General features: G+C 65.8%; 13 protein-coding genes and 1 pseudogene. 6 read left to right on the top strand and 8 right to left on the bottom strand.

The window, feature by feature from the left end; all coding sequences use genetic code 11:
• Positions 1 to 149: 149 nt before the first annotated feature.
• The 5 genes from AB4Y40_RS06290 to AB4Y40_RS06270 are packed head-to-tail and all read left to right on the top strand — an operon-like array spanning position 150 to position 5,088.
• On the top strand, positions 150 to 1,127 hold the full coding sequence (locus tag AB4Y40_RS06290; RefSeq protein WP_368686889.1) for a LysR family transcriptional regulator: 978 nt from the start codon (positions 150 to 152) through the stop codon (positions 1,125 to 1,127).
• The gene (locus tag AB4Y40_RS06285; protein WP_368686888.1) at positions 1,127 to 2,596 is read left to right on the top strand and encodes an NAD(P)-binding domain-containing protein; all 1,470 of its coding nucleotides are present in this window, start codon (positions 1,127 to 1,129) and stop codon (positions 2,594 to 2,596) included. The genes AB4Y40_RS06290 and AB4Y40_RS06285 overlap by 1 nt, the downstream gene beginning before the upstream one ends.
• Positions 2,597 to 2,628: 32 nt before the next feature.
• Positions 2,629 to 3,141 carry a CMD domain-containing protein gene (locus AB4Y40_RS06280; protein WP_368686887.1) on the top strand — a complete coding sequence of 171 codons (513 nt, stop codon included), beginning with the start codon at positions 2,629 to 2,631 and terminating at the stop codon, positions 3,139 to 3,141.
• Positions 3,138 to 3,737: a peroxidase-related enzyme gene (locus tag AB4Y40_RS06275; protein ID WP_368686886.1), complete on the top strand. Its 600-nt coding sequence runs from the start codon at positions 3,138 to 3,140 to the stop codon at positions 3,735 to 3,737. The genes AB4Y40_RS06280 and AB4Y40_RS06275 overlap by 4 nt, the downstream gene beginning before the upstream one ends.
• A 46-nt stretch (positions 3,738 to 3,783) precedes the next feature.
• Complete coding sequence (locus AB4Y40_RS06270; protein WP_368686885.1) at positions 3,784 to 5,088, top strand: MFS transporter; 1,305 nt, start codon at positions 3,784 to 3,786, stop codon at positions 5,086 to 5,088.
• 78 nt (positions 5,089 to 5,166) lie between these two features.
• Here AB4Y40_RS06270 and AB4Y40_RS06265 read toward each other — a convergent pair.
• The 5 genes and pseudogenes from AB4Y40_RS06265 to AB4Y40_RS06245 all read right to left on the bottom strand — a co-directional run.
• Positions 5,167 to 5,508: pseudogene (locus tag AB4Y40_RS06265) on the bottom strand (septal ring lytic transglycosylase RlpA family protein); the annotation flags it as partial.
• Between the two features lie 321 nt (positions 5,509 to 5,829).
• A complete protein-coding gene (locus tag AB4Y40_RS06260) occupies positions 5,830 to 6,135 on the bottom strand; it encodes a DUF4148 domain-containing protein (RefSeq protein ID WP_368686884.1) in 306 nt (101 codons plus the stop codon).
• Between the two features lie 104 nt (positions 6,136 to 6,239).
• Entirely contained in the window at positions 6,240 to 6,488 is a 249-nt protein-coding gene (locus AB4Y40_RS06255) for a hypothetical protein (RefSeq protein ID WP_368686883.1), read from the bottom strand.
• Positions 6,489 to 6,543: 55 nt separating this feature from the next.
• Positions 6,544 to 6,744, bottom strand: coding sequence for a hypothetical protein (locus AB4Y40_RS06250; protein ID WP_368686882.1), 201 nt, complete (start codon positions 6,742 to 6,744; stop codon positions 6,544 to 6,546).
• A gap of 321 nt (positions 6,745 to 7,065) precedes the next feature.
• Positions 7,066 to 8,649: a tetratricopeptide repeat protein gene (locus AB4Y40_RS06245; RefSeq protein WP_368686881.1), complete on the bottom strand. Its 1,584-nt coding sequence runs from the start codon at positions 8,647 to 8,649 to the stop codon at positions 7,066 to 7,068.
• Between the two features lie 451 nt (positions 8,650 to 9,100).
• Between AB4Y40_RS06245 and AB4Y40_RS06240 the strand changes: the two genes are divergently transcribed.
• Positions 9,101 to 10,234 (top strand): porin, encoded by a 1,134-nt coding sequence (locus AB4Y40_RS06240; protein WP_368686880.1) that lies wholly within the window; start codon positions 9,101 to 9,103, stop codon positions 10,232 to 10,234.
• On the opposite strand, the gene AB4Y40_RS06235 is transcribed toward AB4Y40_RS06240, so the two are convergent.
• The 3 genes from AB4Y40_RS06235 to AB4Y40_RS06225 form a co-directional block, all read right to left on the bottom strand.
• A complete protein-coding gene (locus tag AB4Y40_RS06235; RefSeq protein WP_368686879.1) occupies positions 10,164 to 10,607 on the bottom strand; it encodes a zinc-ribbon domain-containing protein in 444 nt (147 codons plus the stop codon). The genes AB4Y40_RS06240 and AB4Y40_RS06235 overlap by 71 nt on opposite strands.
• 50 nt (positions 10,608 to 10,657) lie before the next feature.
• Complete coding sequence (locus tag AB4Y40_RS06230; protein ID WP_368686878.1) at positions 10,658 to 11,383, bottom strand: haloacid dehalogenase type II; 726 nt, start codon at positions 11,381 to 11,383, stop codon at positions 10,658 to 10,660.
• 133 nt (positions 11,384 to 11,516) lie between these two features.
• A complete protein-coding gene (locus AB4Y40_RS06225; protein ID WP_368686877.1) occupies positions 11,517 to 13,229 on the bottom strand; it encodes a dipeptide ABC transporter ATP-binding protein in 1,713 nt (570 codons plus the stop codon).
• Positions 13,230 to 13,234: the final 5 nt, after the last annotated feature.

Below are 13,234 nucleotides of genomic sequence, written 5' to 3'. Positions count from 1 at the left end.
TTGCCGTGCACATCATCACGAGAACCGTGGCGTTAGGGGAAACCCCTCTTCCGGAATAACGATATAAAGATCAATTATTTGAAAAACACATTCTTACAGCGTCAGAATGTGAAATACGCATTCTTGTGCATCCCAACATCAACCGGAAGATGGAACTACGCCAGCTCGAAGCCTTCGCCGCAGTGATCACGACCGGCAGCGTCACCGCCGCTGGACGCCTGCTGGGGCGCTCGCAGCCAGCTATCACGCGGCTGATCCAGGAGCTCGAAACCGAGGTCGGCTACGCGCTGTTCACGCGCAACGGCCCGCGCGTCACGCCGACCGAGCAAGGCATCCTGCTCTACGAGGATGTCGAGCACGTGCTGACGGGCGTGCAACAGATACACAAGCGAGCTGGCGAAATCGGCCGCGGCGAAAGCCGCCCGCTGCGCATTGCGGCAACCTCGGCGCTCGCCGCCGGCCTCGTGCCCGTCGCGCTCGCGCGCACCGATCTCGCCGTCACCGCGCAGACGATCCAGCTGCGCAGCCTGCCCCCCGAACAGGTCGTGCACGATGTCCTCACCGGTGCGGCCGACATCGGCGTGGCGAGCCTGCCGCTCGAACATCGCGGCGTGGTCGTGCACTGGATCGGACAATCCGCGTGCGTTGCGGCGCTGCGCGACGACGATCCGCTCGCCCGCTCCGAGCGGCTGCCGCTGTCGGCCTGCGAGGGCCGGCGCGTCGTCACGATGCAGAACCCGTATCGCCTGCGCCGCCGGCTCGATCACGCGTTCGCGCAGGCCGATGTGTCGCCGGCGGGACTCATCGAGACGAATTCGTCGATGAACGCGCTGACCGCGGTTCGCGCCGGCCTCGGCATCTCGGTGCTCGAACCGGTCACGGCCTATGGCATGCCGCTCGCCGGCGTCGCGATCCGTCCGATCGACGCCGACATTCCGTACTTCTTCGGCGTGATCTCGCGCGACGCCATCGCGCTGCCCCCCATCGCCGTGACGCTCATCGACGCGCTCGCCGACGCCGCCCGCGCCGTGCTGCCCGATTTTGCGCTGCGCGCGAGCGCCGAGCACGCCCAAGTCCTGCAGTCGCTGTACGGCGACCTGCCCGCCACCAACGAATCGTTGCCGTAATGAATCCGACCACCCCATCGTGTGCAGGCCTCGCCGCGCTCGAAGCCCGTTTGCGCGAGGATCTCGCGTGGCTCGAACTGCCCGCGAAGCGCTGGATCCCCGCACACACCCTCGAAGGCCGCCCCGTGATCGACGTGGCGATCGTGGGCGGCGGCATGGCCGGGCTTGCGCTGGCCGCCGCGCTCGGTCATCTCGGCATCGACGCCGTCATCTACGATCAGTCGCCGCGCGGTTTCGAAGGCCCATGGGCCACCACCGCACGCATGGAAACACTACGGTCTCCGAAGCAGCTGACGGGCCCAGCGCTCGGCCTGCCCTCGCTCACGTTCCGCGCGTGGTTCGAAGCGCAGTTCGGCGGGCAGGCGTGGGACGCGCTCGACAAGATCCCGCGCCTGCAATGGATGGACTATCTGCGCTGGTATCGCGACGTGCTCGAGATCGACGTGCGCAACGAACACCGGGTCACCGCGATCACGCCGGGCGCGCACGGCAGCGTCGCGCTGTCCGTCACGAGCGCCGCCGGCAGCGAGACCGTCCATGCGCGCCACGTCGTCCTCGCGACGGGCCGCGACGGCCTGGGCGGCCCTTCGTTGCCGGCATTCGTGCGCGATCTGCCGCGCCGTTTCTACGCCCATTCGTCCGATGTCCTGGACTATGGCACGCTGCGCGGCAAGCGCGTCGGCGTGATCGGCGCGGGCGCATCGGCGATGGACAGCGCGGCCACCGCGCTCGAAGCGGGTGCGGCCTCGGTCGATCTGCTGATCCGCCGCGCGGACATTCCGCGCATCAACAAAGGCAAAGGTGCGGGCAATCCGGGCCTCACGCACGGCCATGTCGCGCTGTCCGACGACTGGAAGTGGCGCATCCGCCACTACATCAACGTGCAGCAGGTGCCGCCGCCACGCGGCAGTACGCTGCGCGTGTCGCGCCACGCCAACGCCCGCTTCAACCTCGGTGCGCCGATCACCAGCATCGAACAGGTAGACGACGGACTCATCGTCAGTACGCCGAAAGGCGACTTCGCACTGGACTTCCTCGTGTTCGCAACGGGCTTTCGCATCGATCTGGCGAGCCGCCCCGAACTCGCGCCGTTTGCTCGCCACGTGCGTGCGTGGAAAGACCGCTTTGCGACGCCCGCCGGCGACGACGACACCGAGCTTGCCGATTCGCCCGACCTCGGACCGGTGTTCGAATTCCAGGAAAAGACGCCCGGCGCGTGCCCCGGACTCGAACGCATCCACTGCTTTTGCGCGCCCGCAACGCTCTCGCATGGCGCGCTGTCGGGCGATATTCCGGCGGTCAGCGAAGGCGCGAAGCGGCTCGCACAGGGGCTTGCCGCGACCTTCTATCGCGAGGATGTCGAATTGCATTACGCCAACATGGCGGCCTTCGCCGAGCCGGAAATCGAAGGCGACGAATGGACGCCCGCGCCACCGCCTCCGGCCCTCGCCGAGCGCGAAGCGAAATGAGCGCGTGAATCTGCAGTTTTCCGGAGTTGACCATGACATACGACACTGACGACATCGTCGATCGCGTTGCCGGGCTGGCGCCCGACTCGGCCACGCATGCGTTGCGGCACCAGCGCGCCAAAGTGGTGGAAGCGACGCAGGGCAGCTACGACGCGCTGTTCGACCCCACGCTGGAAGGCCTCACGCTGGTCGAGCGGCTGCTCGTCGCGCTCTACGCGAGCCGCCTCGCGACCTCCCCGGCGCTCGCGGCCCATTACCGCGCCGAACTGGCCGCTCACGCAGTCGCGGCGGCGACGCTCGCCGCCGTGGAAACGGGCGCGCCCGAGGATCTCGCTGCGCCGCGCCTGCGCGCGATCCTCGCGTTCACGCGCACGCTGATCGAGAATCCGGTCGCCGGCGACAAGGCCGCGCTGCAGACGCTGCCCGCCGCCGGCCTGACGACGCCGGCCGTCGTCGCGCTCGCACAGCTGATCGCCTTTCTGTCGTACCAGACGCGCCTCGTCGCGGGTCTGCAAGCCCTCAAATTGCTGGAGCGCGCATCATGAGCGACATCATCCGATCGCACGGCTTCACGAACGAATCGCTCGAATGGGACGCGTGGCTCGACGTCGTCGACCTCGACCAGGCCACCACGGGTCAGATCGCCGTTCTCGAGGAAAGCCACCCCAAGGCAAAAGTCTCGGACTACTACCGGTTTCTCGTCCATCAGCCCGAAATCCTGCGGCAGCGCTCCGCCGCGTTCAACGCGATCATGTACGCGCCCGGCGGCTTGCCTCGCGCGGAACGCGAACTCTCGACCACCGTGGTTTCGCGGCTCAACGGCTGTGTGTATTGCGCGTCGGTGCACGCCCAGCGTTTCGAGCAGCTCGCCAGGCGCAACGACGTGATCCGCCAGGTGTTCGCCGATCCTCACAGCGCCGGCACGACAAAGCGCGAAGAGGCGATCGCCCGCTTCTCGGCCGCACTGACCGAGCACCCGGACGAGATCGAGGCGGCCCAGTTGCAGGCATTGCGCGAGGCCGGTCTAACCGACGCCGAAATGCTCGACCTGATCCATTCGATTGCCATATTCGCGTGGGCGAACCGCCTGATGCTCAATCTCGGCGAACCCGTGTTTCCCGAGCCGGCACCCGCCCTCTGACCGACCAACGCTGCACCTCCCTTCAACCAATACCCGGGGATAGCCGATGGGCACTCAACCTGGCATCAAGCCTGTCATCGTGGCCGCCGTGCTGGCCAATGCGATGGAGTGGTTCGACTTCACCATCTTCGCCGCGATGACGCCGATCATCAGCAAGCTGTTCTTTCCGGCCTCGCACGGCGCGGCGGGCGCGGATTTGAACGCGATCCTGCTGACCACGGCCCTGTTCGGCGCGGGTTTCTTCATGCGGCCCGTGGGCGGCGTGCTGCTCGGTCTCTACGGCGACACATATGGCCGCAAGGCGGCCATGACGCTCGGCATGGGCATCATGGCGCTGGCCGCCGCGATCATGACCTTCGCGCCGACCTATGCCACGGCCGGTCTCGCCGCACCGTTCCTGATGCTCGCGGCCCGACTGCTGCAAGGATTTTCGATCGGCGGTGAATTCGGCACCTCGACGGCGTTCCTGATCGAACTGGCGCCGCCGAATCGCACCGGCTTCTACGGTTCGTGGCAGATGAGCGGACAACTCATGTCGACGATGCTGGGCGCCGCGCTCGGCATGGTGGTCACGCAGGTGTTCACGCCCGGGCAGCAACTCGCGGGCGCCTGGCGCATCCCGTTCGCGGTGGGCCTGCTCATCGCGCCGCTGACCATCTACCTGCGCCGCCACGCGAGCGAAACCTATGCGCGCATCCACGCGACGCCGCACGCCCGCGCGAAGGAGGCGGCCGCCGTCAAGCGCGGACTGTCCGACTACCTGATCGGGATGGGCATGGTGGTGGCGAGCACCGTCACGTTCTACGTCACGTTCGGCTATACCGTCACCTATGCGAAGCAGGTGCTCAAGCTGCCCGTTTCGGAAAGCTTCATGGTGCAAATGATCGCGGCCATCGTCATGCTGATCGTCACGCCGATCGCGGGCGCGCTATCCGACCGCTACGACCGCAAGACGCTGCTGGTCGGCTCGCTGGGCGCCTACCTGGTGGCGATCTATCCGCTCTATGCGTGGATCGTGGCGGCGCCGTCCGTCTCGCGGCTGCTGGTCGCGCAGATCGTGATCGGCGTGGTGAGTGCGACCTTCCTCGGCGTCTATTGCACGACGCTTGCCGAGATGTTCCCCAAGCGCACGCGCGCGACCTCGCTCGCGGTGGTCAATAACGTCGTCGTCCTGATCTTTGGCGGCTTTGCGCAGACGTTCGTGACCTGGCTCATCATGCTCACGGGCTCGCCGCTGGCGCCGGTGCTCTATGTGATGATCGGCATCGCGCTCAGTCTCGTGGCCGTTGTGGCGCTGAAGCCGGGTCATTTCAGGCGGGGCAGTGCAAGCGCCGCGCAAACCACCGGGTGAGGCGCGGGCTCTTCCTGGTTGAAGGGGGGAAGTCGAGGATCTGGAGACTGGAGCATGCCGTGACGCGGCCCCCTCACGTCACCTTCCTGTCGTCAGGATTCCGTCGCCGTCGGATTCCGTCTGTGCGCTCGACGCGTTGCCTACCCGTTCGATCTGCACTTGCATCGACCGTGCGTCGGTCAGCCCCAGCGCTCTCGCCGCGGCATAAGAGAGATCGATGATCCGGCCTTTCACGTAAGGGCCGCGATCGTTGATGCGCACCACGACCGTCTTCCCGGTCGCCACCGATCTGACGCGCACATAGCTGCCGAGCGGCAAGGTTCGATGGGCCGCCGTGAATGCGCCGGTGTTGAAGCGTTCTCCGTTTGCGGTCTCATGGCCCTGGAACTTCTCCGCATACCAGGATGCCTCGCCGGATTGCACCACCTCGTGCCGCATATGACAGGATTCGCCCTTGCACGCGGCTTGCCGGGACGCCATCTGTCCGCACGCTGTGAATAACGCACAGATTGCGAAAACGCTCAAATAGCGCAGTGATGGCGTCATGAACCACATGTCAGTCAATGAGCGATGGCTCAACGTTTTCAAAGGTGCGTAGCATACCGCGTTCCCGGTCGATATAAAATCCTGGCAAGTTTTCGGGTTTCATGCAATGGGCTCGTCAGTCCGGCCCTCATTTCGCGGCAGGCCCCGAAAAGAGCCCCTCTCGATGCTGAGGAAGGGGCTCGTCGACACCATGAGTTACTGACCGAAGTAAATCGGCTTCATGCTGTCACCGGCGGCGGGTGCACCGGACGTCGACGTACTGCCTGCCATCCCGCCGTAACCGCTCGCGCCGTTCTGCGCGGCCACGCGGGCTTCGGCCGCCTGGATGTCGGCTGGATAGTTGGTGTTGTCGCCATCGCCTGGGCGGTAGCCGGCCTGTTCGAGCTGAACCAGTTCGGCGCGGACCTGCTCAGGCGTCACGGCGCTGTTCGATTGTGCGAACGAGACGACCGGAGCAGCCATGACGGTGAGGATAACGAAGGTTTGACCAAGAGATTTCATGATGAGGTTCCTCTAACGATTGCCACGTAGGGTGCGACAAGCTTGAACCGATGCGCAGGTTCAATACGCTCCCGCAAATTTTCCCGCGCCCCCGCTGGCCTCCATTACTTGATGGAGGCGTGATTCCCCGTTCGTTGTGTCCGCCACGTTTTTGTTTGCACTGCCCAGCGGCCTGTGTCGAATCCACCCGAAGCGCAGGCCGCACCGTGGGTCCGCTGCCACCATGCGTGGTGATCGAAATTGCGCAGAAAATCGGCGCGGCGGCGCTCACGGAGGTAGTGCGCCGTCACGCCGGCCACAGCGATCGCAAGCACGATCGTGCCGGCAGCCATACCCAGCCAGGTTGGGTCCACGTCAGCCTCCCCAGTTACGCCGCAGCGCTCGCGCGCTTCATGTGTCGCTGGACGCTCAGCCGTGGTAGTAGCCGTCGCCGACCGAGTTTTCCAGCACGCCGTCCACATACACGCCAACGGGGTCGCCGTCGGCGGACGTGAGCAGCGAGCCGGGATGCTGGCCGATGATCTTGATCCGGCCGCCCTGGAACCTGGCCATTTCCCGGTGATCGAGTTCCACCGACTTGTGAAGGTCGCGGATGGTGAGCGTGGTCATGATGGGTCTCCTTGAGCAGGACGGTTGCAGGAACGGCCAGGCGGCAAGCCGCTGGCAGCACGCCATGCAGATGTCATGCCAACCGGGAGCGCTCCGCGCGGCGCCCTTCCCCCCGTGCATCGCGACGATGCGAGTTTGGGCGCGACCATCACCTGGCCGGTCGATGTTGGGCGATCGCCAACAGGCCGACCGCGTCGCGCGGCAGCCGGCCGGTTGTGATCGTTCGGGGGTTGTCCTGGCTGGGGCGGGAATACCGCGCCGGACCGCTGGCGGGCATGCTGGTCGGCAAACGCCCGACCGGCATACCGCGTTCATGGTGATCTAGCGCGCGGCGATCTGCGTATCGAGCGCCGTGCGCATTGCGCTCACCACGTCGGCCCATTCGCCGCGGCGCGTTTGGCGGAACAGACGCGCATTGGCGTACCACGGGCTGTCGTCGCGATTCAACTGCCAGCGCCAGTCCGGCGTGAACGGCAGGGCAATCCATACGGGCTTGCCGAGCGCACCCGCCAGATGCGCGACCGCCGTATCGACCGCGATCACCAGATCGAGTTGCGCGACGAGCGACGCCGTCGCCGAAAAGGTCGTGAGGCGCGGGCCGGCGTCGATCAGCCGCCCGCGCTGCACGAGTTCGTCCATGCATGCGCGGTCGCGCTCGCGCAGCTCTTTTTGCAGCGACACGAAGCGCACATCGGCGTCGAACAGCGGCTGAAGTTCCGCAAGCGGCATCGAGCGATTGCGGTCGTTCACGTGCGTCGTGCTGCCCGACCAGACGAGGCCCACACGCAGCCGCCGATCGCCATCGTCACCGGTGCCGATCACATCGGACCACGACGCAAGCGCGGCAGCGTCGGCGTCCGCATCGAGATACGCGCCCGACGTCACGAAATCCGCTTCGCGCAGCGCGAGCGCGTGCGGCAGGCTCAACATCGGCACGTGGTAGTCGAACGCAGGCAGCGCGGACGAATCGCCGATGACGCTCGCCGCGCCCGCCACATTCTGCAGCAACGGCAGCAGCACGTCCTGCACGCGCACGATCACGTTTGCGCCCTTCGCATGCAGGCGGTCGACGAAGCGCGCGAACTGCAGCGTGTCGCCGAGACCTTGTTCCGCGTGCACGAGCACGGTCTTGCCCGCGAGCGGCTGGCCCTTCCATTGCGTCGCGTCGGGGAAATCGTGCGTCATCGTGCCGTCGCGCCAGCGCCATTCGTATTCGCGCCAGCCGTGCTCGAATTCGCCGAGCAGCAGATTGGTCTGCGCGCGATTGGTGCGCGCCCCCGCGTCGTTCGTGTCGATCGACAAGGCCTTCTTGAACTGGCGCAGCGCGTCGTCGAAGCGATGCAGGTCGCGCAACGCGACGCCGAGATTCACGTAGGCGGCGACGAAATTCGGCTTGAGTTCGATTGCCCGCCGGTACGCGTCGAGTTCCTCGTCGTAACGGCCCAGCTCGCCGAGCAGCGTGCCGCGGTTGTAGTGCACTTCCGGCGAACGCGGATAGCGGCGCGCCAGGCGCGCGAGATACACGAGCGCGGCCTCGGCCTCCTCCAGCTGGATGAGCGACATGGCCGCGCCGTGGAGCGCATCGGCGTGATCGGGCGCGAGCGCCAGCAGGCGCTCGTAGAGCGCGACGGCCTGGGTGTGACACTGCCCGAGCTGGCAAATGCGTGCGGCCTGCTGCAACTGCTCCGGAGGCGTCGCGGCCGGTTGTGCCGCGCGCCACGCGAATTCGGCGGCGCCCGCGTAATCCTCGCGCGTAGCGTAGACGAAGGACATCGCTTCCAGCGCGCCCGCGTGCTCGGGATGCGCTTGCAGGATCGATTGCAGGTCGTGCTCCGCGGCGTCGATGCGGCCGGCGGTGAAATGCTGCTTCGCCTGGGCGAGCAGCGCGACGATGGTGTCAGTCATGGGAACGCCGGGCGCTCGCGCCCGAATGCATGGATAAGGACTCGAGGCCGCATTTTACCTCAGCCGTGTCCGCGCGGTTTCGTCGCTCCACGTTGCCGGGAATCATGATAGCGAACGGCGCAGTCGATCTGAAACGTGGAACAACGTGTATTTCTTCGCGTTATTCATTCACGGTAATAATCAATAATATTGATCGCTAAATGTTTCCCGGAATTACGAGAAAAATGCGAGAAATCGCGCGTTTATACCCGCGCATGGTCGTGCGGAAAGTCCCTTGTTTTACCGGATATTTCAATTCATCAGGCTCGGGATGTAATAGTCTGGAACAGGTAAGGCAATGTTAGCCAATAATCGTGGCACGCATGCCACAACTTCTGAAAATCATTCCGGATATCGCGTTATGCTCCGCGCTCGCTCGCTTTCGAGTGAATAACAAAGCAATGGAGTTACGATGAAAAAGTACACCCTTTCCGCCCTCGCAGTCGCTGCCGCCTCTTTCGCCAGCGCCGCACACGCACAAAGCTCGGTCACGCTTTACGGTTTGATTGACGCGGGCGTCCTGTACACGAGCAACCAGTCGGGCAGCTCGAACGTGCAACAGTCGAGCGGCGCGCTCAACGGCAACCGTTGGGGCCTGCGCGGTAGCGAAGACCTGGGCGGCGGCCTCAAGACGATTTTCGTGCTCGAGAGCGGCTTCAGCATCTCGACGGGCGCGGCGAAGCAAGGTAGCCGCATGTTCGGCCGCCAGGCGTTCATCGGCCTTTCGAGCGACCGCGCCGGCGCGGTCACGCTGGGTCGCCAGTACGACAGCGTGGTCGACAACCTGGGCGGACTGTCGCTGAACGGCACGCAGTACGGCGGCACGCTCGCCGCGCACCCGTACGACAACGACAACCTCAACAACTCGTTCCGCGTGAGCAATTCGCTCAAGTACCAGAGCGTGAACTACGGCGGCCTCAAGTTCAATGCGCTGTACGGCTTCTCGAACGCCGCCGGCGGCTTCGCGAACAACCGCGCCTACAGCGTCGGCGCCACGTACTCGTTCGGCGGCCTCAAGGCAGGTGCGGGCTATCTTCAGCTGAACAACTCGGGTTCGACCATCAACAGCAGCGGCGCGGTCAGCGACGACGCGACCTTCACCGCATCGCGTCAGCGCACCTATGGCGCCGGCCTGAACTACGCCTTCGGCGCGGCCAACGTGGGCTTCGTGTTCACGCAAACGCAGCTGAGCAATCTCACGGCCATCAACTCGTCGAACGCGGGTGCGACGACTTCGTTCGCCGGCAACAGCGCGCGCTTCAGCAACTTTGAACTCAATGGCCGTTATGCGTTCACGCCTGCAATCACCGTGTCGGGCGCTTATACGTACACGGACGCGAGCCTGGACGGCGTGAATCCGAAGTTCCATCAGGTCACGCTGCAGGGCGACTACGCGCTTTCGAAGCGCACCGACCTGTATGCAGAAGCCGCGTATCAGCGTGTCGTGGATGGCGAGGGCAAGATCCACGCGGACATCATGGGCGTTTCCGCGTCGGATTCGAACTCGCAAGCCGTGGCGACCGTGGGTATCCGCCATCGCTTCTAACGCGACGATCGCTCGCAACGTGAGCGCCGCGCCAGCGGCGCTCTGAGCACGGGCAGGCAGACGCTTCGGTGTCTGCCTGCCCGTGTGCTTTCGCGCTACGCCGCGCCGGCGCGCAAACAGAGGCGATTATCGCGCCGCCAGGCTCGACGCCGCACGAAGTTCGAGCGATCTGGCACCCCGGCGGCGAGCCGTTGCGAGGGCTTCGTTGAAACTCGCCTGAGCCGCATCGCGCTGCGCGCCCGCCACGGAGGAAAGAGTGCGAAGGCGTGTAATCGGCAGGAGAGCGCAGCGGCGTATGAGCGACGATGGTGCCGCACTGCTCGCAAAATCTGGCGCCCTCGCGGCATTCGAAGCCACAATTTGTGCAGCGCATATGGCCCCTGATCTCGAGAGACGCCCTCCATGGCAACTACCATTAAAAGCTCAATCGATCGAGGCATCAAGCCGACTCGCAAGCTCATTCAAGTCGTCCACCACGAAATCCCACGCCTGTTCCGCCTGCAGGTCCGTTTTCTGATCGGGACCGTGCTCGGTCGGGCGCACGACGAAAGCGGTCGAAAGCCCGAGCCGGCGCGCCGCGGCCAGGTCGCCGTTATGCGCCGCGACGAGACACAGTTCGGCGGGCGCGAGACCCAGAATGTCGGCCGTCTCGGTGTACACCTGTGGCGAGGGCTTGTAAGCGCGCACCACTTCGGCGCCGAGAATGGCGTCCCATGGCAGGCCGGCGCGCCTCGCGATATCCACCATGAGCCGGATGTTGCCGTTCGACAACGGGGCGATGATGAAGCGACGTTTCAGGCGATTCAGCGCCTCGACCGAATCAGGCCATGGATCGAGGCGATGCCAGGCCAGGTTGAGTTCGTCGATCCCGGCGTCCGTCACGCCGGCTATACCGCTTTGCGCCAGCACCTTCACGAGGTTCTCGCGATGCAGAACGTCGAGGCGCACGTAGGGCCTGCGTCCGCTGCGGATGTCCTCCATGGAAGGCGAATATTCGCGTCGCCAGGCGTCGGCGAACGCGAACGCGTCGAGGTGCGGAGCGTGGCGCTGCAGAAAAGCGGCGGCCTCCCTCGCGACGCCGCTTCGCCAGTCAACGACGGTGCCGAAGACGTCGAATACAAGGGCTTTGATTTCGGTACGGTTCGTCATAGGGGCCAGAATCGGGAGTGGATCGGAGCACGGCATGGTGAGCCGCCTCGGCCCGGCGGCCAAGGCGGCGCAATACACATTGAAGCACTCAAACCGGATTCGCGTTGACTGTTGCGCCACTACCCTGCGCCTCTCAGGCCGCTTCGGCCTCCTGCTCTCGCCCTGGAATCGCGGCGAGCAGCGCACGCGTATACGGGTGGCGCGGCGCTCGCCAGATGTCCTGATGGTCGCCGCTTTCGACGATCTTGCCCTGTTGCATCACGTGCACACGGTCGGCGATGTAGCGCACGACCGAAAGATCGTGCGAGATGAAGAGCATGGACAGCCCCAGCTCGCGCTTGAGTTCGACGAGCAGATTGAGGATTTGCGCCTGGATCGAGACGTCCAGCGCCGATACCGGCTCGTCGCAGATCAGCAATGCGGGTTCGAGCACGAGCGCGCGCGCAATGCCGATGCGCTGACGCTGTCCACCCGAGAATTCGTGTGGAAAACGCGCGAGCGCCGCCGCGGGAAGGCCCACGCGTTCGAGCACCGAGCGCACACGCATACGGCGCGCCGCCGCGTCGCCAACCCCGTTCACGGCCAGCACGGTTTCGAGAATATCGCCTATCGTGCGGCGCGGGTTCAGCGATGCATAGGGATCCTGAAAGACCATCTGCACCTGGCGCCGCAATGGCCGCAACGCGCGCTCGCCGAGCGGGACGAGTTCGGTGCCGTCAAGCGCGATCGCGCCGCCCGCAACCGGCACGAGGCGCATGATCGCGCGCGAAAGCGTGGACTTGCCGCAGCCCGACTCGCCCACGAGCCCGACCGACTCGCCGCGGCCGATATCGAACGAGACGCCGTCGACGGCGTGCAGCGCCGGCGCGCCATGGCGCTGCGGGTACGCCACGCGCAGGTCGCGCACCGCGAGCAGCGGCGCGGCGTCCGTCGCCTGAAGGTTCGAAGCCGTACGCTCCGGCACCCTGCGCGGCACCACCGCGAAGCCCGCCTCCTCGCCGGCCCGATCCACGCGATTGGCCGGTGCCGTGTGGCGGATTTCCGGCAAGGTCCACGCGCGGTAGTGCAGATCATCGGCGAGGTTGAGCGAAGCGCCCAGCAGCCCTCGCGTATAGGCGTGGCGCGGGCGCGCGAAGAGCTCCGCCGTCGGCGCTTCCTCGACCTTGCGCCCGGCCAGCATCACCGCCACGCGGTCCGCATGATCGGCCACGACGCCCAGGTCGTGCGTGATCAGCAGGAGCGACATCGACAGCTCGCGGCGCAGCGCGTCGAGCAGTTCGAGAATGCGCGCCTGGATCGTGACGTCGAGCGCGGTGGTCGGTTCGTCGGCGATCAGCAGACGCGGGCGGCACGCCACGGCCATCGCAATCATCACGCGCTGTCGCTGGCCGCCCGATAGCTCGTGCGGATAGTCGTCGAAGCGGCGCTGCGGCTCGGCAATGCGCACGAGATCGAGCAGTTCGACGGCGCGCGCGCGAGCGGCCCGGCGTGACAGCGCTTCGTGCTGGCGCAGCGTCTCCACGATCTGCGCGCCCACGCAGAGCACGGGATTCAGCGAGGTCATCGGCTCCTGAAAGATCATCGAGATCTGTTGGCCGCGCAACTCGCGCACCGCCCTCGGCGGCAGGCCCAGCAGCTCGCGCCCTTCGAAGCGCACGCTACCCGTGACGCGTCCCGGCTCGGGAACGAGCTGCATAAGCGAGAGCGCCGTGGCGGACTTGCCGCTGCCCGACTCGCCCACCAGCGCGAGCGTCTCGCCCGCCGCGATGTCGAAGCTCACGCCGCGCACCGCTTCGTGCGCCCCGAAACTCACGCGCAGATCGCGCACTTCAAGCAGTTGGCTCACGTGGC

Origin of the sequence: Paraburkholderia sp. EG287B (genome assembly GCF_040965595.1) — a bacterium.
Lineage (GTDB): Bacteria > Pseudomonadota > Gammaproteobacteria > Burkholderiales > Burkholderiaceae > Paraburkholderia.
The sequence above is the reverse complement of the archived record's forward strand: the minus strand, read 5'-3'. Positions and strand labels throughout refer to the sequence as shown.

Coding starts and splice junctions, on each gene's coding strand:
- AB4Y40_RS06285 (WP_368686888.1), top strand. CDS start 1,127: ATGAATCCGACCACCCCATCGTGTGCAGGCCTCGCCGCGCTCGAAGCC.
- AB4Y40_RS06260 (WP_368686884.1), bottom strand. CDS start 6,135: ATGAAATCTCTTGGTCAAACCTTCGTTATCCTCACCGTCATGGCTGCT.
- AB4Y40_RS06290 (WP_368686889.1), top strand. CDS start 150: ATGGAACTACGCCAGCTCGAAGCCTTCGCCGCAGTGATCACGACCGGC.
- AB4Y40_RS06230 (WP_368686878.1), bottom strand. CDS start 11,383: ATGACGAACCGTACCGAAATCAAAGCCCTTGTATTCGACGTCTTCGGC.
- AB4Y40_RS06245 (WP_368686881.1), bottom strand. CDS start 8,649: ATGACTGACACCATCGTCGCGCTGCTCGCCCAGGCGAAGCAGCATTTC.
- AB4Y40_RS06240 (WP_368686880.1), top strand. CDS start 9,101: ATGAAAAAGTACACCCTTTCCGCCCTCGCAGTCGCTGCCGCCTCTTTC.
- AB4Y40_RS06275 (WP_368686886.1), top strand. CDS start 3,138: ATGAGCGACATCATCCGATCGCACGGCTTCACGAACGAATCGCTCGAA.
- AB4Y40_RS06280 (WP_368686887.1), top strand. CDS start 2,629: ATGACATACGACACTGACGACATCGTCGATCGCGTTGCCGGGCTGGCG.
- AB4Y40_RS06235 (WP_368686879.1), bottom strand. CDS start 10,607: ATGCGCTGCACAAATTGTGGCTTCGAATGCCGCGAGGGCGCCAGATTT.
- AB4Y40_RS06270 (WP_368686885.1), top strand. CDS start 3,784: ATGGGCACTCAACCTGGCATCAAGCCTGTCATCGTGGCCGCCGTGCTG.
- AB4Y40_RS06250 (WP_368686882.1), bottom strand. CDS start 6,744: ATGACCACGCTCACCATCCGCGACCTTCACAAGTCGGTGGAACTCGAT.